The sequence below is a fragment of the Pseudomonas sp. P7759 genome (genome assembly GCF_013386445.1).
Taxonomy (GTDB): Bacteria; Pseudomonadota; Gammaproteobacteria; order Pseudomonadales; family Pseudomonadaceae; genus Aquipseudomonas; species Aquipseudomonas azotoformans_A.
Map to the genome: position 1 here is coordinate 206,511 of NZ_JACART010000026.1, position 19,825 is coordinate 226,335.

At 59.5% G+C, this 19,825-nt stretch carries 12 protein-coding genes and 1 pseudogene; 5 read left to right on the plus strand and 8 right to left on the minus strand.

The annotated features are described in order from the left end of the window. The first annotated feature begins 111 nt into the window (after window positions 1–111). Window positions 112–4,287: a dermonecrotic toxin domain-containing protein gene (locus tag HX823_RS20515; RefSeq protein ID WP_177076332.1), complete on the plus strand. Its 4,176-nt coding sequence runs from the start codon at window positions 112–114 to the stop codon at window positions 4,285–4,287. A gap of 33 nt (window positions 4,288–4,320) precedes the next feature. On the opposite strand, the gene HX823_RS20520 is transcribed toward HX823_RS20515, so the two are convergent. From HX823_RS20520 to HX823_RS20545, 6 genes are all read right to left on the minus strand, one after another. Next, on the minus strand, window positions 4,321–5,667 hold the full coding sequence (locus HX823_RS20520; RefSeq protein ID WP_177076334.1) for an HD domain-containing phosphohydrolase: 1,347 nt from the start codon (window positions 5,665–5,667) through the stop codon (window positions 4,321–4,323). A 186-nt stretch (window positions 5,668–5,853) separates the two neighbouring features. Continuing rightward, window positions 5,854–6,159, minus strand: a complete 306-nt coding sequence (locus HX823_RS20525) for a HigA family addiction module antitoxin (protein ID WP_033896386.1) — start codon at window positions 6,157–6,159, stop codon at window positions 5,854–5,856. Between the two features lie 8 nt (window positions 6,160–6,167). Further along, the gene (locus tag HX823_RS20530; RefSeq protein WP_038846016.1) at window positions 6,168–6,446 is read right to left on the minus strand and encodes a type II toxin-antitoxin system RelE/ParE family toxin; all 279 of its coding nucleotides are present in this window, start codon (window positions 6,444–6,446) and stop codon (window positions 6,168–6,170) included. 165 nt (window positions 6,447–6,611) lie between these two features. Then, on the minus strand, window positions 6,612–6,884 hold the full coding sequence (locus HX823_RS20535; RefSeq protein WP_033896384.1) for a type B 50S ribosomal protein L31: 273 nt from the start codon (window positions 6,882–6,884) through the stop codon (window positions 6,612–6,614). 100 nt (window positions 6,885–6,984) lie between these two features. Next, window positions 6,985–8,310: an APC family permease gene (locus HX823_RS20540; RefSeq protein WP_177076336.1), complete on the minus strand. Its 1,326-nt coding sequence runs from the start codon at window positions 8,308–8,310 to the stop codon at window positions 6,985–6,987. A 134-nt stretch (window positions 8,311–8,444) separates the two neighbouring features. Next, complete coding sequence (locus HX823_RS20545) at window positions 8,445–9,266, minus strand: carbon-nitrogen hydrolase family protein (protein WP_177076338.1); 822 nt, start codon at window positions 9,264–9,266, stop codon at window positions 8,445–8,447. Between the two features lie 93 nt (window positions 9,267–9,359). Between HX823_RS20545 and HX823_RS20550 the strand changes: the two genes are divergently transcribed. The 3 genes from HX823_RS20550 (at window position 9,360) to HX823_RS20560 (ending at window position 13,072) form a co-directional block, all read left to right on the plus strand. After that, the gene (locus tag HX823_RS20550) at window positions 9,360–10,121 is read left to right on the plus strand and encodes a LuxR C-terminal-related transcriptional regulator (RefSeq protein ID WP_133074520.1); all 762 of its coding nucleotides are present in this window, start codon (window positions 9,360–9,362) and stop codon (window positions 10,119–10,121) included. A 28-nt stretch (window positions 10,122–10,149) separates the two neighbouring features. Further along, a complete protein-coding gene (locus HX823_RS20555; protein ID WP_177076340.1) occupies window positions 10,150–11,769 on the plus strand; it encodes an FMN-binding glutamate synthase family protein in 1,620 nt (539 codons plus the stop codon). Between the two features lie 172 nt (window positions 11,770–11,941). After that, window positions 11,942–13,072 carry an OpgC family protein gene (locus tag HX823_RS20560; RefSeq protein WP_038846011.1) on the plus strand — a complete coding sequence of 377 codons (1,131 nt, stop codon included), beginning with the start codon at window positions 11,942–11,944 and terminating at the stop codon, window positions 13,070–13,072. 39 nt (window positions 13,073–13,111) lie between these two features. On the opposite strand, the gene HX823_RS20565 is transcribed toward HX823_RS20560, so the two are convergent. Then, window positions 13,112–14,530, minus strand: a complete 1,419-nt coding sequence (locus HX823_RS20565; protein WP_038846010.1) for an amino acid permease — start codon at window positions 14,528–14,530, stop codon at window positions 13,112–13,114. 293 nt (window positions 14,531–14,823) lie between these two features. Here HX823_RS20565 and HX823_RS20570 point away from each other — a divergent pair, with 293 nt between their 5' ends. Beyond that, window positions 14,824–17,955, plus strand: coding sequence for a transglycosylase domain-containing protein (locus HX823_RS20570; protein ID WP_177076343.1), 3,132 nt, complete (start codon window positions 14,824–14,826; stop codon window positions 17,953–17,955). On the opposite strand, the pseudogene HX823_RS20575 reads toward HX823_RS20570, so the two are convergent. After that, window positions 17,905–19,825, minus strand: a pseudogene (locus HX823_RS20575) (hypothetical protein); the annotation flags it as partial. The gene HX823_RS20570 and the pseudogene HX823_RS20575 sit on opposite strands and share 51 nt — an antisense overlap.

Genomic DNA, 19,825 nt, shown 5'->3' on the forward strand with positions numbered 1-19,825 from the left:
CCCACACACACATGCACCGCAAAGTGTCTCGCAGCCAACCCTAGACTTGGAGTTCCCCCTCATCCGGGCTTGCTGTGTAGCAGCACACAACGCCTCTTATACGAGTACTACATGCTCATGCCCACTCAAACATCGCCGAATGACGATCCGAAGCAGCTCCAAGCCCGCCGCCTGGCACATGATCCTTTACGGCCAGTGACCTTGCCTGTCGAGCCGCCAGCTAACCAGAACCCTAACGAACAACAGGCGCACCTTATTCGCGAACTGGGCCGCCTCAATGCCCAAACCGACGAACTGCTGCTGCAGCAACCAAGCCTGGAGACGGTGTACCAGATTCAACTGGCCGCTATGTTTCCCGAGCTGAACCGGCCGATCAATCCGAATCGAATTTTTTATACGCGTTACCGTGAAGCCGAGCAGGGGCAATCACAACTGCTGAGCAGCGAACCGCTGGGATCGCTGCTTATCCATTTGCGCACGCCGGACGCCAATACGTACCTCATCGAAGAGACTGGCGCCTTCTATCGGGAGGCCCAGACACTGGAAGCAGGCAAACGCCTGTCTGCGGGTATGCCTATAACGACACTGGCCAGCGCATTGGAAATTGCCTTTACGGTAAAACTCAACGAGTTCTGGAGGGCTAAAAAAGACGCTCAACCCGACACCGAGGAGCGCCTGATTGCAATACAACGGCAAGTGCTGGCCCATCAATTGGCATTACGCACAGTGGACGGCACGCTGTCAGCCGAAGGGCGAACGCTGGCAGACACTGTATTGAAATACCCGAGCGCAGAAGCACGGGAATTGGCTTTCGTCCCCGAACTAAGGCCTGGCGTGTTCCGTCTGACGCTGGCGGACGGCAGTGAATTCGCCAGTGCGTTCATCCTGAGCAGCACCGTGGCAACGCCGACAACGGGCAGCGTTTTGCTTTACACGCCAGGCGCAGGGTTTGAAGAATATGACAATCTGAGACAGTTGAATGAGTGTGTGGAGACCCGGCTTCGTGAGAACGAATCGGCACGCACGCTGCTTGCCGCTTCCCTGCCGGTAGCAGCGCTCGAAACATTGAGCGGTGTACCCAGGCTGGCAGCCGATCCGCCGGTGATTGAAGCCGATGTCATTGCCGACAGCGTTCGCTCGTTGCGAGTGCGACAATACTTCAATACCCGGGCACTCCTGCGCAAGCCGACGTTACCGTTGGCCGGCGAACTTGACTACGCCGCACACCTGGCACCGCGATTGGATGCATCCACAGCCCTTGCAGCCCGCAACCTGCTGTTGGTCAAGCCGCACGAACCGGATTGGTTGAAGGCTGCCAGCTCGCAGGATCAGTCCCAGTATCGGCAACATGAAGCAGCAATGGTTGCAAGCTATGACACGCTCATGCCGCTGCTTGAGGAGATTTTGCCATTGACCTCTTTTTCAGAGGACGAAGTCAGCAGGGTACTGAAACGACAAAAACCCGAATATGCCAATGTTGAACTGTCCCCCTACGACAGCCTGGTAAGACTGCGCGTTACCTCTTCTATGGACGTCGAGGTGACGGGTTATCGTGATGAAAATGCCGACACGGTGTATATCAGCGAAGACCCGAGCATCGACATCCCGCTCTTTCTGAGCCGGCGGACACTGACAAAGGGTAAATGGAAAACCAAGGTTGTGGTGGATCTGCGTACATTGGCAAGTTACGCACGGCGTAACGTCGATCCGTGGTCGATACATGAAGTACATAGAATGATCACCGCCACAGCCAACCTATTCGACAGCACAGGGAAAAAAATCGGCAGACTCAGCGATACGGATTTACGGGCGCTGGCCCATGAGGCCGATATTGGCAAAAAATATGACGAGTACCTCAGATCAGCTTTCTCTCAACGCGGCGAAGGTCGCGCCTTCGCCACGGCCTGGCAGCGAGCGAGTGCGGAAAAAATGCGCAAAGAGGCCCTTGAGAGCCGTTTGAACCCTGCAGTTTCTGACCTTTTCACATTCAAGACGCCCGGCAGTGGGTTTGACTGGATACGTGCAATCACCCACTTTCCCGATCCGAAAACCCGGCCTCAGGTTGGCTCGTTCGATATCGAGGCCCATCTATTGGTGATGGGCAGTGAGCTGGAGGGGGGGCGCGGGGGGCAGGTCATCAACGGCGTGCTGATCATCCAGCGAAAAAACACAAAGCCGGGCGGAGTCTGTGTCCTCTACACCCCGGATGCGCCGGATAACGCCTCCTTCCGGGAACTCGTGACTGGCCTCGGAGAGTTGGATGCACTCAAGGCAAAGCCGCAATGGCGCACCTATTTCACCCTGCGGATGGCCACGCAAGATGCTGAAGAGCTTGCACGAATCTTCAGCGAATCACGCAGTGCCAATCGCTATACCTTGAGCCTCGTCACCGGCGATCTTCAGGACTATCTGTATTCAGCGCAACTTGGCTTTCAGCTGGCGCATGCCGATTACCGCTCGCGCAGCAACGCGGACATTGCATGGGAGTCAGGGGTGAATGCCTTTGTGTACGGGGTTGAAATTGCCGACTTTCTGGTCGATCTGTTGATGGTCAAGACCGTGCACACGCTACTGCATCGCACTGTCGTCGCAGGTGCGGGCAGGGCGCAAACATTGGGGCGCCGTATCCCAGGGCTGCTGGGTAAACGCGCTGGTGCGCGCATCACCCGTATCAAGGTTGCAAAGACCTCCATCCGACCGTTGGACCCCGCCTGGGTCAATGTCGCAGAGTACCGGTTACCGACTAGCATCGACGCGCTGTTTGACGTGGAGGCGTTTGCACAAACGCATCATTACAGGTTGTCACGCAGTCTGGGCGCGCCCAGTTTTATCGACAGTCGCAACAACCAATTCATTGCCATGCGAGCGGATGACGGTCGCTATTACCTCTACCCATCCTATGTCGAGGATGGCGCGCGCTATGTCAAAGACCCGCTCGGCCTTAAAACGGACTTTATGGTAGTACCAGGCGACGCCAAAAGTTGGAAGCCTCGCTTTGAACGCACGACAAGAGGAGGAGGACCGGTGTTGAGCGCGCTGCGGCCACTCACCGCTGAACAGCAACTGGATGACGATCTGACCCGGGCACTCGGCGTCTATACATCCTCTACGGAATATCAACAATACGCAGAAGCCATCAAGACGCTCAGTGGTCCGCAGAAACAAAAGCTACGTGATCAAGCACTCGAACGGCTAAGGGTCGACGAGGTCACTTTTCGCCGTATCGTTTCGGGTGACTACGACGTGCCCCATACGCCAGTATTACGCAACACGCTGTTGGAGCTTAGGTTCGACGCGAACATCTACCTGCACTTGAACAAGACTACCGAACTCCTCTCCAACTATCTGACGCTCTCTCCCACGGAGATGGAAAAACTCTTCCTGAGAATAAAGCGGTTGATTGGGAAAAATGACGACTTCTCAAAACACATCCGGGCATCGATCAGCGCTATCGATCACGACACCGGGGCGCAATTTGTAGGCTATGCCTTCACCCAAAAACAGCTGAACAACCTTAATAAATTCGACCAGAAATTCCAGCTGTCCACTTGGAAAAACAATACGCTCAATGCGTTCCTCGACGAAAAAGGGCGACGGAAAATTCTCGGAAAAATAGCATCCGATAACAACATAAAACCCGAGGATGCATTGAAGCGCCTACTGTCTGCCCCAGAGATAAAAAAAGCATTGGAACAATTCAGGATCGAAAAGCGAGCAGAGCTTCTCAACACCCTGGGCGTCGTTTCTTTTTCCGATGAATTCAAGAAATCCGGTATTCCCTATATTGTCTTGTCTTACGGTGATGCGACTGAAGCGAATGCGGGCCTGAACGTCGTCGACAGTATCAGCATCGTGACGTTTGAAAAAAACATCCCGCAGTTTTCAACGCCGCTGGAGTTTTCACCGTCACGCGTGCCCACGCACAAAGTTGAAAAACCACCCCGCAAGCCTGGAACACCGCCCCCTCCAGAAACCTCTGCGTCCAGCGACACCGCGATCAACATCGTGACATTAGATGAACTGGCAGATGCTCAACTGGCGCTGATGCCGATCAGTGCAAAAAACAAAGTTGAAGAAATCATTCAGGATATTCAAGCAGGCCGCGTCAGCCGAAAAAAAATCGGCAATTACACCTATGTTGATCTACCGCAACTGGATAGCGGAACGGGACGTGGTCGATGGCGGGTGGCACTTGAGAAAACCGGGAAGTCTGGCGAAAAAGACGTCTATGTCATCAGAGGCATCATCGACTATCACGGCAACAAGCTGAAAGCCTGGGGAATATAGAAGCCCCGCCCCCCCCAAGATGTCGTCGCTATGCTATTTCAATAGCGACACTCCATCATTCATCTTGATAAATACGCTGTACCTGGCTCCTTCCATCGTTTCGAACGCGATCAACTTATCCACCAACGGCAAATTCAAGGCTTTGCCGGCATTGAGCAGCAACATGCCATTGTCGGCATTGAGGTTGCGCGCCAGCACCATGCCCTCCGCAAGCTCGCGGGTACCGAGGACTTTGACGTTGGGGTCGCCCAAGGTTACGTCATTGAGATAGGTCGCGCAGACCAGCACAAAGTCTTCGACCATCACCGGGTCATACAGCCGGCCCGCGTACTTGCGGATGTACAGCAGCGCTTCGTCGCTGTTCATCTGCCGCTCCAGGATCAAGCCCTTTTGCAACTCGATGAAATCCACCGCCAGTTTCAACAGGCGCGAACCGGCGGGAATCGCTTCGCCTTTGAGGTGATCGGGGAAGCCGCTGCCATCCCAACGTTCTTGGTGATGGCGGATCAGGCGTGCGGCGTCTTTCATCGGTTCCAGGGTCATCAGCAGTGATTCGCTCTGGGTGGCGTAGGCGCGATAGCGTTCGCGGTCGCTGCTGTGCAGCAGGTCCGAGGGCGAGGCCATCATGCTGTCGCTCCAGCTCAGCTTGCCGATGTTGTAGAGCGCGGCGGCCATGGTCAGGTCGCGGTTGCTCGCCTCGTCCACGCCATGAGTCACACACCAGGTGCGCACCAACTCGATAATCTGCCGGTTGGTCTGTTTGGCACGAGGCAGGCGCAGGTTGGCCAACAGCGAGAACACTTCAGTGCCGGTGGCGTAGCTGTGCTTGAGTTCTTCGTAGGCCAGGTCGAGCATGTCGGCGGTCTGCTGCAACTCGCTGGTGCGCGAGGCCACGCGTTTTTCCAGGCTGGCGTTGAGCTGCTTGAGTTCATCGTTCTGCTGCTGGATCAGTTGTTCAAGGCGCAGGCGTTCGCGCTCGGAATGCTGATGGGCCAGGGATTGGCGCAAGGCCAGCAGCAATTCTTCGTCCTTCCAGGGTTTGCTCAGATAGCGGTAGATCTCGCCTTCGTTGATGGCTTTGACGATCAGGGTCAGGTCGGTTTCGCCGGTCAGCAGAATGCGTACGGTGTGAGGGTAGTGTTGGTGGATATGCGCCAGCAGCGAGGCGCCGTCCATGTCCGGCAGGCGCGCGGCGCTCATCACCAGGTCGACGGGTTGGCTGGCGAGAACGGCCAGGGCATCGGCAGCGCAGGTGGCGCTGTGCAGGTCGAAGGGTTCCAGCCGCAACAGTTGGGTGAGGCTATTGAGGACGTCCGGGTGGGCATCGATCAACAGCACCACGGCACGTTCGGCATCGGTAAAAGTGACTGACTCTCCCATGGGACACCTCGGATCGTCGGTGTGCGGTCCTTATGGTCGGGGTCTGCCTCCCTGGCGAATACTGACTTGCCTATTACTGAGTAGCTTAGTCGGTTTTTTGGGTAGTGATGGCCTTTCAGCATCACCCCTTTTCAACCGCCAATAAAAACCCGGCACTCTCGCCGGGTTTGAAGAAGTAGTGGAACATCAGGCGCAATGCGCAACTTTCTCCACTTCCTTGGATATCTGAGCGCCCTTGGCAATTTCCACCGTACGCAAATCATAAGCGGTCTGCAGGTTAAGCCAAAACTGCGCGGATGTTTCCAACGCAGCGGCCAAGCGAAGCGCCACATCAGCACTGATGCTACGGCGCATCAGCACAATGTCATTCACCGTGGGCGCGGAGACATGCAGCGCCCGCGCGAGGGCTGCAGCCGTAAGTCCCAACGGCTCCAAGTACTCTTCCTTGAGAATCTCTCCAGGGTGTACGGGACGCATGCCGTTTTTAAACATGATTCACCTCAGTGGTAATCCACAATTTCAACGTTTTGCGGACCGTTAGGCCCCCAAATGAAACAGATCCGGAATTGACCATTGATTCGGATGCTGTGCTGCCCCTCTCTGTCACCATACAGTGCTTCCAGCCTGTTTCCAGGTGGCGAGCGCAAGTCGGCAAGATCAATGGCCGCATCGAGCATGCTGAGCTTTCGTTCAATCACCGACACGATGGCAGACCAGCGCCGGGTTCGACCGGTTTCAAAAAGGGTTTTGGTATCCGCGCATTTGAAGCTTCTGATCATCGCTTAATGCTTAACGTTATTCGTTAACATCGAACTCTACACGGGTTCCCAGGATATTCAACGGGTCATTGAGCACGCTCAGGGATGTAGCGACAAACGGTCAGCACCGAAGCAAAAAAGCCGCTCCGGATTCCGGAGCGGCCTTCGAGGTGAAACCTGTAAACCTCACGCGTCAGCTTTTTTCGGGCTTGAACCGAACGAAGCGAAACGCTTGTTGAACCCGGCGATGCGGCCCTCGACCTGGGTCTTGCGCTGTTGGCCGGTGTAGATCGGATGCGAGGCGCTGGAAACGTCCAGCGGGATGTACGGGTACGTGTTGCCGTCGCTGTGTTTATGGGTGCGGTCGCTGTCGGCGGTGGAGCCGATCAGGAAGAACACGTCGGCGGCAGTGTCGTGGAACAGCACGGTGCGGTAGTCGGGATGGATACCAGCTTTCATAAGGCCTCCGGGGCGTCTGGGTGCATTTGATGTGTTATACAGTAACACAAGTAATGCGCCCAAACGAGAACCGATTGCAATAAGAATAGGCCCGTCGCTTCTATGCGGCTTCCTGGAAGTCCATCTCCGGTGGCTGCTGTGAGAACCCGCGAGTCAGCACGCCCAGGTAAACCAGGCCGATGGCCAACCACACAAGGCCCAGGTAGATCGCCAGATGATCGAGGCTGACCATCAGCCACAAGTCCGCCAGCAGGCCAATGAACGGGAACACCAGGAACAGGATCAACTCACGCAGGCCGCGCTGCTTGGCGCCGATCCAGTAATGGAAGATCACCGACAGGTTGACCAGGCTGAACGCCAGGAATGCACCGAAGTTAATGAATGACGTGGAAGTGGTCACGTCCAGCTTCAACGCCAGCAGCGCCACCACCGCGCACAACAGGATGCTGTTGACCGGCGTACCGAAGCGCGCATGCAAAGCGCCGAAGAACGACTTGGGCAACACACCGTCGCGGCCCATGGCGAACAGCAAGCGCGAACCACTGGCCTGGGCCGACAGCCCCGAAGCGAACTGCCCGACAATCAGGCCGATCAGGAAGATCGACACGAACAGGTCGCCACCGATATTGCGCGCGATTTCATACGCCGCCGAATCCACATTGGCGAATTCGAATGACGGATGGGCAATCTGCACAAAGTAGGACACCGCCACGAAGATCAGGCCGCCAATCAAGGTGATCAACATGATCGCCCGTGGGATGGTGCGGCGTGGGTCGCGGGTTTCTTCGGTCAGCGTACTCACCGCGTCAAAGCCCAGGAACGAGTAGCAGGCGATGGCCGCGCCGCTCATGATCAACGGCATGTGCATCTGGCCGTTGAAGAAGGGGGCGATGGTCCACAGCGGCTTGCTTGCATCACCACCGATGTAATGAATGCACAGCGCCACAAACGCAATCAACACCAGAAATTGCACCAGCATCAGCAACGCATTGATGCCATTGGCCAGCTTCAGACCGACGATGTTGATGGCGCTGGTGATGCCGATAAAGGCCAGCACCCAGATCCACTGCGGCACCGCCGGGAACGCTGAATTGAGGTACGCCGCACCGATCAGCCAGATAGCCATGGGCAAGAACAGGTAGTCGAGCAACACCGCCCAACCCGCGATAAAGCCCAGTTTGGGGCTGATGGCCTTGCGCACATAGCTGTAGGCGGAACCGGCCACCGGAAACGCCGAAGCCATGCGCCCGTAACTCATGGCGGTGAAAAACATCGCCACCAGGGCGGCCAGGTACGCGGCGGGGACCATGCCCGCAGTGGATTGCGCCAGGATGCCGAAGGTGCCGAGCACGATGATCGGCGTCATATAGGCGATGCCAAACAGCACCACCGACCCTAACGACAGGGTGCGTTGCAAACGAGCCATGGGTGATTCTCCGCGCAATTATTAGATTTATGGCAGAACTGAAGTGGGTGAAGCGGAATCTGTTTTTATGGTTGTCACCTGTGGCGCGGGAGCAAGCTCCCTCGCCACAACGGCATCCGTGCCACACGATCGGGTCAGGGTTTTGGGATCAAAAGCTCCCGGGTCCCGTCTGCGCGTTCAATCACCTCACCCGGCAATTTCATGCGCTGGTCATCCAGGTAGCGGTAGTCCTTGCGTGCCGCCGCCAGTCGGTCGAGATCCAGCTCGACCGTGTATTGCCCTTCCTCACGCCCGGCTTCAAACAGCAGCGTGCCAAACGGGTCCACCAACGCACTGCCGCCAGCGAACACCAGGTCGCCATCGCCCGCTTCCACCCGGTTGACCATCAGCGCAAACGCCTGGTTTTCCTGGGCACGGGCCATGATCGCGGTGCGGTGGGTAGGCCCGTAGGGGTCCATGTTGCCGTTGGTGACAATCAGCAACTCGGCGCCCAATTGCGCCAGGGCGCGGGCAGTTTCAGGGAACTCGATGTCGTAGCAGATCAACAGGCCGACGCGCAGACCGTTCCACACACAAGTGGGGTAACGGTCGCCAGGATTGAACACACCGCGCTCCAACGGCCACAGGTGGGTCTTGCGGTACTTCAGGGCGATGCCTTCGGGGGTGATCAGCAAGGTCGCGTTGTAGAACTGGCCGCCATCATTTTCTGCGATGCCGATGACCACGGCGACGTTGCGCGCGCGGGCGGCCTGGATAATCGCCTGCACAGTCGGGCCATCCAGCGGCTCGGCGATGGCCGCAACGGTCTCGGCCGTGGGGAAACCGGTCAGGTGGGTTTCCGGGAATACGATCAGTTGCGTATCGTCGGCGCAGGCAGCAATGGCCGCCAAGGCGCGCTCAAGGTTGTAAGCTGTATCGTTATCACGACCGGCCAACTGGGCAAATTCGACCTTCATGGGTATTCCTTGTTCTTTAGCTGTGCCGCAGTATGCGCAGCCTCAACCCACCAGGGAATCACGCGGCGGGGGTAACCCGATAGGGGTAGATCAATGACCATGTCGCTGCAAGACATCGCCTGGCACCGTGCGGTGGGGCAAATGATAGACGCGCTGGACCAGCCCAACTTCTGGACCCAGCTTGTCCGATTGCTGGACCAATACGTGCCGTCCGACAGCTGGGTAGCCCTGCTGTTCAGCAGCGCGCACCGCCCGCTGGTGTTCGCCGAATGCCCAGGCGCCGACGGCACGCCGGACCACCTGTTCCAGGACTACCTCAACGGCCTGTACCTGCTCGACCCCTTCTACATCGCCAGTCGCGAACACGCGCGCACCGGGCTTTTGCGCCTGGCCGAAGTCGCGCCGGAACACTTTGAACTCACCGAGTACTACCAGCGCTACTTCCGCCTGAACGTGGTCGCTGATGAGATCCAATTCAATTGCCACCTGCCGGATGGGCGTACCCTGTGCCTGTCGCTGGGCTCGAAGCAGCGCTTTGACCCGCAGCAGATCGCCCTGCTATCGCTGATTCAACCCTGGGTCGTGAGCCTGCTGCGCCAACGCCTGCCCCATGAACTCAGCCAGGTCAGCACCCCGCAGCCGATCCAGAATGATGACTGGGGCGCGCAACTCACTGCCCGCGAGCTGGATGTGGGCCGCTTGATGCTCAGCGGTTGCTCCAGCAAGGAAATCGCTCGTAAGCTGGAAATCTCTGTTGAAACCGTGAAAGTCCATAAGAAACACATCTACAGCAAGCTAGGGATCAAATCCCAGTCAGAGCTGTTCTCGATCTTTCTACAGGCGCAAAACGCCTAGCCGATGAGTCCGAACCAAGGAAAACCGTATGAGCCTGTCGTTATTAAGCCGTTACGCCTTCTTTGCCGTGTGCGTCATTTTCACCCTTGCCAGCCTCCCCTTTATCGAACACGAATGGCTGTGGCCGATCACCCTGGTCACGGGCGTGTTGAGCCTGATCGGTATTTTCGACCTGCTGCAAAGCCCCCACGCCGTGCGCCGCAACTACCCGATCCTGGGCAATATCCGTTACCTGGTGGAGGCCATCCGCCCGGAAATCCGCCAGTACCTGCTGGAGTCTGACAGCGATGCCCTTCCCTTCTCCCGGGCCCAACGTTCACTGGTGTATTCGCGCGCCAAGAATGAAACCGCCGACAAACCGTTCGGCACCCTGATCGACGTGTACCAGTCGGGCTTCGAATTCATCGGCCACTCCATGCGCCCGGCACCGCTCAGCGATCCCAGCGCATTTCGCGTGATGGTCGGCGGCCCGCAATGCACGCAGCCTTACTCGGCATCGGTGTTCAATATCTCGGCAATGAGCTTTGGCTCGTTGAGCGCCAACGCAATTCGCGCCCTCAATCAAGGCGCCAAGCTTGGCAACTTTGCCCATGACACCGGCGAAGGCAGCATCAGCCCCTACCACCGTGAAAACGGCGGCGACCTGACCTGGGAGCTGGGCAGTGGCTACTTCGGCTGCCGCACCAGCGACGGCCGCTTCGACCCGGAACGCTTCGCCGTGCAGGCGCAGAACCCGCAAGTGCGCATGATCGAAATCAAGATGAGCCAGGGCGCCAAACCCGGCCATGGCGGGATTTTGCCCAAGCACAAAGTCACCCAGGAAATCGCCGACACCCGCGGCATCCTGATGGGCGAAGATTGCATCTCGCCGTCACGCCACAGCGCGTTTTCTACGCCGCTGGAACTGATGCAGTTCATCGCGCAACTGCGCGAACTGTCCGGCGGCAAACCGGTGGGCTTCAAGTTTTGCCTGGGCCACCCGTGGGAATTCATGGGCATCGCCAAGGCCATGCTCGAAACCGGCATCCTCCCGGACTTTATCGTGGTGGACGGCAAGGAAGGCGGCACCGGCGCCGCGCCCGTGGAATTCACCGACCATATCGGCGTGCCGCTGCGTGAAGGCTTGCTGTTCGTGCACAACACCCTGGTGGGCCTGAACCTGCGCGACAAGATCAAGCTGGGTGCCAGCGGCAAGATCGTCAGCGCATTCGACATCGCAAGTGTGCTGGCCATCGGCGCCGATTGGGCCAACTCCGCGCGGGGGTTCATGTTTGCCATCGGCTGCATTCAATCCCAGAGCTGCCACACCAACAAATGCCCGACCGGCGTGGCCACCCAGGATCCACTGCGCCAACGTGCGCTGGTGGTGCCGGACAAAGCCCAGCGCGTGTTCAACTTCCACCGCAACACTCTCAAGGCCCTCGCGGAAATGCTCGCGGCAGCGGGGCTGGATCATCCGTCGCAGTTGTCGGCCAAGCACTTGGTACGGCGCATGTCGGCGACCGAGATCAAGTTGTTCTCGCAGTTGCATGTGTTCCTCAAGCCAGGTGAGTTGCTGACCGGCGAGGTAAATGGCGAGTTCTATTCGCGCATGTGGCAGATGGCACGGGCGGATAGCTTCGAACCCCATGAAGTGGTCGCCGCCTGATACACGCCTTCCGAGCCTGCCTTTACCGGGCAGGCTTTCGAGACATTCAGTAATACCCAACCTTTGCAATTACTTACAAATACCGCCAACCTGCGCCCGCCCGACGTGCGGCGTACGACAACACGCGCATTCGCCTGTCATTACTAAACCTTTTGTTCAAGAGCCCGCTGCCATGCTGAACGGACGCGACCCGCGCATCGATTTTTTTCGGGGCCTGGCGTTGATCTTCATTTTCTGGGATCACGTCCCCCACAACCCCCTCGGCCAGATCACCCTGCGCAACATCGGTTTCAGCGATGCAGCGGAGGTGTTTGTGTTCCTCGCCGGTTACGCCGCCGTATTGGCCTACGGCAAGATCCTGCAACGCGATGGCTACTGGATTGCCACGCTAAAAATCCTGCGTCGCACCTGGGTGTTGTACGTGGTGCATATCTTCTTGCTGGCGATGCTGATGGGCATCGTGTTCTTCGCCAACAGCCATGTGGAAACCCGCGACCTGGTTGAAGAGATGGGCCTGACGCACTTCGTCACTCATCCGCAACAAGCCCTGACCGATGAATTGCTGCTGCGCTTCAAGCCCAATCTGATGGACCCGTTGCCGCTGTATATCGTGCTGCTGGCCGGCTTGCCACTGGTGCTGCCCCTGATGCTGCGCAAGACCTGGATGGTCGTGCTCGGGTCGGCAACGATTTACCTGCTGGCACCCTGGATGGGCTGGAACCTGAGGGCCATTGCCGATGGCGTGTGGTACTTCAACCCGGTTACCTGGCAATTCTTGTTCGTGCTGGGCGGCGCGGCGGCGATTCATGCGGGGAAGACACGTCCCGTGGACACGCGCCCGCTCACGCGCCAACCCTTGTTCGTGACGGCGGCCCTGTACGCGGTGGCCGCGGGTATCCTGACGCTATCGTGGCGCTGGCCCGAGGTGCATGACGCGTGGATGCCCGCGCCGCTCAGCGACCTGCTCTACCCCATCAGCAAAACTGACCTGTCACCCGTACGCCTGCTGCATTTTCTCGCGTTGGCCTATGTGACGGCAAAGTTGCTGCCAGGCCGCGCATGGACCGAGAACTGGTTGGCGCAGCACACCTGTCGCATGGGCCGTTATTCGCTGGAAGTGTTTTGCCTCGGCGTGGTACTCGCGCCACTCGCGGACATGATCAACGCCTTGGCAGGCGATAGCTTCGCCATGCAAATACTGACGGCGATGGCCGGCGCGGCCTTGATGGTGATGCTGGCGATGTGGCTGGAATTCAACAAGCGACTGGATCAGTCGCTCAAATTGGCGACACGGACGCAATAGACCCAAGGGCCCGTTGCACGCAACGAGCCCTTCCAGGCATCAGGCCGAACGCGCCGAAGGCGAGGCCAGGTTGGTCGGTTGCAGCTTGAAGGCGTAGAACAACACCGTCAGCAATACCAGGAACGCCGGGCCCACATACAGCGCCACACGTGTGTCCGGGAAGTACGCCATCAGGCCCACCACCAGCACCAGGAACGCCAGGGCCAGGTACGAACTGACCGGGTACAGCCACATGCGGTACTTGAGGCCGGCCTGCTCGGCCGGGCTCAAGCCTTTGCGGAATTTGAGCTGGGCCAGCAGGATCATCAGCCAGGTCCAGATCGCGCCGAAGGTGGCGATCGAGGTTACCCAGACAAATACCTGATCCGGCACCAGATAATTGAGCAGCACGCCCAGCAGCAACGCGAAGATCGACAACAGCAGGGCCTTGCGTGGCACGCCGTTGCTGGAAGTGGTGCCGAAGGTGGCCGGGGCCTGGCCGTTCTGCGCCAGGCTGTAGAGCATGCGGCCGGTGCTGAAGATGCCGCCGTTGCAGGAAGACAGCGCCGCAGTGATCACCACGAAGTTGATGATGCCAGCGGCAGTCTTGATGCCCAGGCGCTCGAAGGTCATCACGAACGGGCTACCCTGGGTGCCGATTTCATTCCACGGGTAGATCGACAGAATCACGAACAGCGCACCGACGTAGAACAACAGGATGCGCCAGAACACCGAGCCGATCGCACTGGGGATGGTCTTCTGCGGGTTGCGCGCTTCACCGGCGGTGAGGCCGATCATCTCGACGCCCAAGTAGGCGAACATCACCATTTGCAACGACATCAGCACGCCCTGCACACCATTGGGCATGAAGCCGCCGTGGGCCCACAGGTTGGAAATGCCCAGCGCCACGCCATCATTGCCAAAGCCGAACGCGATGATGCCGACGCCGCCGATGACCATCGCAATAATCGTGACGATCTTGATCAGCGCAAACCAGAACTCGAATTCACCGAAGGCTTTCACCGCGATGAGGTTGATGGTGCCCATGCTGATCAGGGCGGCCAGGGCCCAGATCCAACGTGGCGTGTCGGGGAACCACACGCCCATGTACACCGCCACGGCGGTAATCTCCGCGACGCAGGTCACCAGCCACAGGAACCAGTAGTTCCAGCCAGTGAGAAAACCCGCCAACGGGCCGAGGTAATCCTGGGCGTAACGGCTGAACGAACCGGCGACGGGGTTGTGTACCGCCATCTCGCCGAGGGCGCGCATGATCACCAGGATCGCCAGGCCGCCGATGATGTACGACAGCATGATCGCCGGGCCGGCCATTTCGATGGCCTTGGCCGAGCCGAGGAACAGGCCGACACCGATGCAGGCGCCGAGGGCCATGAGGCGAATGTGCCGTTCGCCGAGTTCGCGTTTGAGCGGGCCGCCTTGAGCGGTCTCGCCGTGGGGCAGTGGGTTGCCGACTGGCATAAGGGGTACAACCTCATTTTGTTATTGGAGTGTCCGCCGAGGGGCTGGCTCGACGGGGCATGCAGTATAAAAAGCCCGGCTCAGGGTCTTTCACCATAAAATCGGGTCAATTTAGTGGAAGACTCCGTAAAATATCAATTTTACAGGAGCATCTTACCTGCCCAGAGCGACTAAACGTCGCAGCTCACCTCCTACCAACCGCTTGGAGGCGAATCACAATTTCCTCACAACCAGCCCCCAGCGACTAAGCTTCCAACAAGTCCGATCAATCTGCGTGCAGGGATCAATCGACTATGGGCGCACTGTGGCAAACCGACTCGACCCAGGCTGCGAAAGTACAAGGCAGTTCGGACCCAGCGCCTCTATCCAAAAATAAACCTGGGCCTCGCTACGGGCTCCGGTTGTTCGGGTTGATCGTGCTGCTCGCCCTGATTGCCCTGGTTTTTGCCGCCAACAAAGAGATGCGCACCTCGCGCCTGCAGGCCCAGGAACTGAGCCGCCTGGCCCGCGACCTCACATACCAGGTCAAGCCCGGTGCCAGCGATGCCATGGTCTACCCCGGCGCCGGCCCGTTCGACCGACGCCTGGGCTACAGCGACCTTGATACCTTCCTGCCTCGCCTGCTCAAGCGCGGCTATGTCATCCAGGCCCAGGCGCGCTTCTCACCCGAACTGATGGACTACACCGCCAAAGGCCTGTTCGTGCCCTATGCGGAAAAAATCCAGGCCGGGTTGTCCATCACCGACTGCCGTGCGGTACCGCTCTACCAGTACAACTACCCGCAACAGCTGTACGCCAGCTTTGGCGCGATCCCGCCGCTGGTGGTCAACAGCCTGTTGTTTATCGAGAACCGCGACCTGCTCGACCCCACCCAACCCCAGGCCAACCCAGCGGTGGACTGGCCGCGCTTTGCCAAGGCGGCCTGGTCACAAGTCGCCAAGCTGCTGCACCTGCCGGGCCAGAGTGCCGGCGGCAGCACCCTGGCCACCCAGCTGGAAAAATACCGTCACTCGCCGGATGGCCTGACCCTGTCGGGCGGGGAAAAACTGCGGCAGATGTTTTCTGCCGGCGTGCGCGCCTATCGAGACGGGCCGGACACGCAGGTGGCGCGGCAAAACATCGCCCGTGATTACCTCAACAGCGTGCCGCTGTCCGCCGTGCCCGGCCACGGTGAAGTGCATGGGCTGGCCGAAGGCCTGCGGGTGTGGTTCGGGGCCGACTTCAACCAGGTCAACCAGGCGTTGCTCGGCGACAACCTCGCCCACAAAGGCTTGGCCCTGCGCCAGGTGCTGGCGCTGATCATTGCCCAGCGCAGGCCCTCCCATTACCTGGCCAAAGGTCGCGAAGAACTGGCGCAATTGATCGACAGCCACCTGCGCCTGCTCGCGCAGAATGGTGTGTTCGATGCGCCGCTGTTGCAGGCCGCGCTGACGGCCAAGCTCACGTACCGCGACTGGCAGCAGCAACCCACCGTGCAACCGATTGAAACCAACAAGGGCATCAGCGTGGCCCGCAGCCGCCTGGCCGCGCTGCTGCAACGCCCGCTGTACGACCTGGACCGCCTCGATCTGTCGGCCACCACCACCTTGCAAGCCCAGTTACAGGGCCAGGTCAGCGACTACCTCAAGCAGCTCGCCGACCCCGATTACGCCCGCCAGATCGGCCTGCTCGGCGAACGCCTGCTCACCCCCTCCAGCACCGCGCAAGTGCGCTACAGCTTTACCTTGTTCGAACTGACCCCGGACGGCTCGCGGGTGCGCGTGCAAACCGACAACACCGACCAACCCTTCGACATCAACGAAGGCAGCAAACTGGAACTGGGCTCCACCGCCAAGTTGCGGGTGCTCACCACCTACCTGCAAATCATCAGCGAGTTGCACGCCAAGTACGCCGCGCAAGCCCCCGCCGAGTTAAAGAAAATCACCGTGGACGACCAAGACCGCCTGAGCCGCTGGGCCCTCGACTACCTGATCCAGACGCCGGACAAGTCCCTCGCCAGGATGCTCGACGCGGCCCTCGACCGCACCTATTCGGCCAACCCCGGCGAGCGTTTCTTCACCGGCGGCGGGCTACACACTTTTCATAACTTTCGCAGCCAGGACAACGGCCGCAGCCCTACCCTGCGCGATGCCCTGCGCGAGTCGATCAACCTGCCGTTCATTCGTCTGATGCGCGACGTGGTGCGCTATGTCACCTATTCCGGTGAGAACAACAGCGCCGACCTGCTCAAGGACGACAGCGATCCGCGCCGCCAGGAATACCTCGCCAGTTTCGCCGACCGCGAAGGCACGACGTTCCTGCGCAAGTTCTGGAAGAAGTACCAGAAGAAAGACACCCAGGCACGCCTGGAAACCTTCCTCGACAGCCTGCGCCCCACGCCGATTCGTCTGGCTGCCGTACACCGTTATTTGCTGCCGAATGCCAGCCAGGCAAGCTTCAACCTGTTTGTGCGCTCGCACCTCACCGGGGTCAAGACCAACGAAAAACTCACCGACCAGCGCCTGGAAAAACTCTACGCCGCCTACGGCCCCGGCACCTATGACCTGCCCGACCAGGGCTATATCGCCAAGGTCCATCCGCTGGATCTGTGGCTGCTGGGCTTCCTGCTTAACCATCCCGATGCCACCTTCACCGACGCGGTCAAAGCCAGCCAGTTCGAACGCCAGGAGGTCTACAGCTGGTTGTTCAAGAGCCGCCACCAAAGCGCGCGGGACAGCCGCATCCGCACCATGCTGGAGATCGAAGCGTTCCTGGATATACATCAACGATGGCAGGCCGTGGGGTATCCCTTCGACCATCTGGTACCGTCACTCGCCACCGCCATCGGCAGCTCCGGCGACCGTCCCGCCGCGCTGGCAGAACTGATGGGGGTCATCCTCAACGACGGCGTGCGACCCCGGGTGCTGCGAATCGACACCCTGCATTTCGCCGCCGGCACGCCGTATGAAATCCAGCTGAGCAACGACCCGGCGCCGGGCAAGCAGGTGGTTCCGGTGGAAGTGGCCAGGGCCTTGCGCGGCGCCCTGTCCCAGGTGGTGGATGCCGGCACGGCCAAACGTGTGGCCGGCAGTTTCAAGCTGGCTGACGGCACGCCGTTGGCCCTGGGTGGCAAGACCGGTACCGGCGACAACCGCATCGAAGCGATTGGTGCCGGCGGGCGGATTCTGAGCTCCAAGTCGATCAACCGTACGGCGACCTTTGTGTTCTACCTGGGCGAACATCACTTCGGCACGTTGACGGCCTTCGTGCCCGGCCAGTCCGCCGAGCACTTCACCTTCACTTCGGCGCTGCCGGTGCAGGTGCTCAAGGGCATGGCGCCGATCCTGTTACCGTACCTGCAACCGGGTGAACATACGCAATGCTTGCCCGACGTTTTAACCGCCGTGGATAAACAATCGCAGGGCCAAGCGACGCTGAATCTCTGAACGGTGAATCTCCAAGGGTTGTACCGCCCGTCCGCCTTGCCCGCTGCGCATACGCTCAAACGCTTGCGTCTCTACCCGGGCTTGTGCCATGCGCCCCAGCCGTGCCTGATCTGGAGTCTTGAGGTGGGCTGCGGAGAAATTGTCATCCACATCGCGGCTGCTTGTGTAATGAAAGTGCGCGTAAGCCATGGCCTTGCCGGTGCGTGCATCATTGACCGCATACTCCTGCAAGAAGTCATTCTTGCGCCCTATGAGCGCCACCCTTGGCCCCTTGCGGACAATGCGCACTTGGTTCTGCGCATGCAGAAACGCAACATCATCCTGGTTCAATACTTTGTTGCGGGTAGCGCTGATTCGCACCGCCAACCCCTTGGCCTCCAAACGCGCCACCGCCGTGCGCAGTGCCGCTTCGGCGGTGCGCGCCTTGTCTTGCTGCGGCGCTGCCAGGCGGATGCGACTGTCGTCATTGAGTTTTTCGCGTATCTTGTTGGCGGTCCACAGGCGGCGACGCGCCTCGGCATCGAGCAAGTCTTGCAGGGAGGCCGGGCTGTGGGTCCGCTTGGCCAGGGCCTCGACGCTGGCAATGGCTTTGTCGACGTCTTGCAACAGCGTGTTGGCGGTTTTCACCAGGGCACCCAGCTCCGGGTCCGGGCGTGAAGGCGCAGGGGCCGGCTCCCAAACGCCATCATCGGCCACGGTAAAGGTGCCAATCACCGCTCCGGTGTCATCATTGACCTGCGCCGTCGTCGTGTCCGCCGTCTCAGTCTGGACGACGAAAAGATCACGGTTGCGGGTGCGAATGATCTTCTTGCGACGCCCGGGAGCGGGCGGTGCGCTGACCTTCGGGGCAGGCTCTGCGCCCGGTGCCGGTTGCAACAACGCTTGCAGGTCATCCTCCACGTGGCGGTGGAGGCCGGCGAGCAACTGCTGGAGTTTTTCCAGGTCGGGCAGGCTGAATCTGTCCGGCTCCATGACGCGCCAGAATTCGATCTGATCGTCGGTCTGGGCAAATACATGGTCGAGGCTGTCGAGCAATTCAATCTGTTCAGTGTCGCTGGCCTGTACCTGCGAGCGTTCGACGAGGGAACTACAGGCCCAGCGCGCGCGCGCAAAGGTGCGGGAGATAGTGGTCGTCACTTCATCTTCGACCTGCCCTGCCGGCACATCGGTGGCGAGGGTCCATAACATTCTCACTTGCTGGGATTTCAGCGCGAGCAGCGACGGTCTCTCCGGTATCGGCTTAGCCTGGGAACGCTGCGCGCGGTCCATCAACAGTTGCGTCTCCTCGATCAACGCATTCGCCCTGTCGCGCCCAAGCCGGGGGACTTTTCGCAACGCATCTAAGCAGCTGTCTTCCTGGGTGCGCCAGTCGATCTGGCTGTCGTAGATAGCCACCAGTTCACGGGTGAGCTGGTTCAATTCGGTATGGGCCTGCATATCGCGATCGTGCTCGGCGCGCCCCAGTAACGGCAGCATCCGCGCGCCGGTTTGCTTCGCACGCTTGTTGAGCTGGATATCGAGCAAGGTCAGGGCATTGATAATCGACTCCAGCGCGTCGCACTCCATCGTTTCATAGCGTGGCAGCGGCTTGAGGCTGCGTAACTGGCGCAGGTATTGCCATTCCGTGAGCGCCTTGCGCGCCATGGTCTCGGTGGCCTTGTAGTAGCTGCTCAGGAGGCGCGCCTGCTGCTGTTCATTGCCCTCACCTTGGGCTTTTTCCGCCAGGGTACGTGCCAGCGCCATCGTATTAAAAGCCCGGCCACGCTCAGTGATCGCTTGCCGGTACTGGCTCTCCACCTGCCGCCAATCCGGCGGCGCGTCAGCGCTGGTATCGGCACCACCGCTCAAGCGCAATTGCAAATCGACGTCC

What these genes read in the sequence shown, in the direction of transcription:
- HX823_RS20570 (WP_177076343.1), top strand. Translation starts at nt 14,824, where the DNA reads ATGGGCGCACTGTGGCAAACCGACTCGACCCAGGCTGCGAAAGTACAA.
- HX823_RS20520 (WP_177076334.1), bottom strand. Translation starts at nt 5,667, where the DNA reads ATGGGAGAGTCAGTCACTTTTACCGATGCCGAACGTGCCGTGGTGCTG.
- HX823_RS20545 (WP_177076338.1), bottom strand. Translation starts at nt 9,266, where the DNA reads ATGAAGGTCGAATTTGCCCAGTTGGCCGGTCGTGATAACGATACAGCT.
- HX823_RS20535 (WP_033896384.1), bottom strand. Translation starts at nt 6,884, where the DNA reads ATGAAAGCTGGTATCCATCCCGACTACCGCACCGTGCTGTTCCACGAC.
- HX823_RS20540 (WP_177076336.1), bottom strand. Translation starts at nt 8,310, where the DNA reads ATGGCTCGTTTGCAACGCACCCTGTCGTTAGGGTCGGTGGTGCTGTTT.
- HX823_RS20565 (WP_038846010.1), bottom strand. Translation starts at nt 14,530, where the DNA reads ATGCCAGTCGGCAACCCACTGCCCCACGGCGAGACCGCTCAAGGCGGC.
- HX823_RS20515 (WP_177076332.1), top strand. Translation starts at nt 112, where the DNA reads ATGCTCATGCCCACTCAAACATCGCCGAATGACGATCCGAAGCAGCTC.
- HX823_RS20525 (WP_033896386.1), bottom strand. Translation starts at nt 6,159, where the DNA reads ATGTTTAAAAACGGCATGCGTCCCGTACACCCTGGAGAGATTCTCAAG.
- HX823_RS20560 (WP_038846011.1), top strand. Translation starts at nt 11,942, where the DNA reads ATGCTGAACGGACGCGACCCGCGCATCGATTTTTTTCGGGGCCTGGCG.
- HX823_RS20550 (WP_133074520.1), top strand. Translation starts at nt 9,360, where the DNA reads ATGACCATGTCGCTGCAAGACATCGCCTGGCACCGTGCGGTGGGGCAA.
- HX823_RS20530 (WP_038846016.1), bottom strand. Translation starts at nt 6,446, where the DNA reads ATGATCAGAAGCTTCAAATGCGCGGATACCAAAACCCTTTTTGAAACC.
- HX823_RS20555 (WP_177076340.1), top strand. Translation starts at nt 10,150, where the DNA reads ATGAGCCTGTCGTTATTAAGCCGTTACGCCTTCTTTGCCGTGTGCGTC.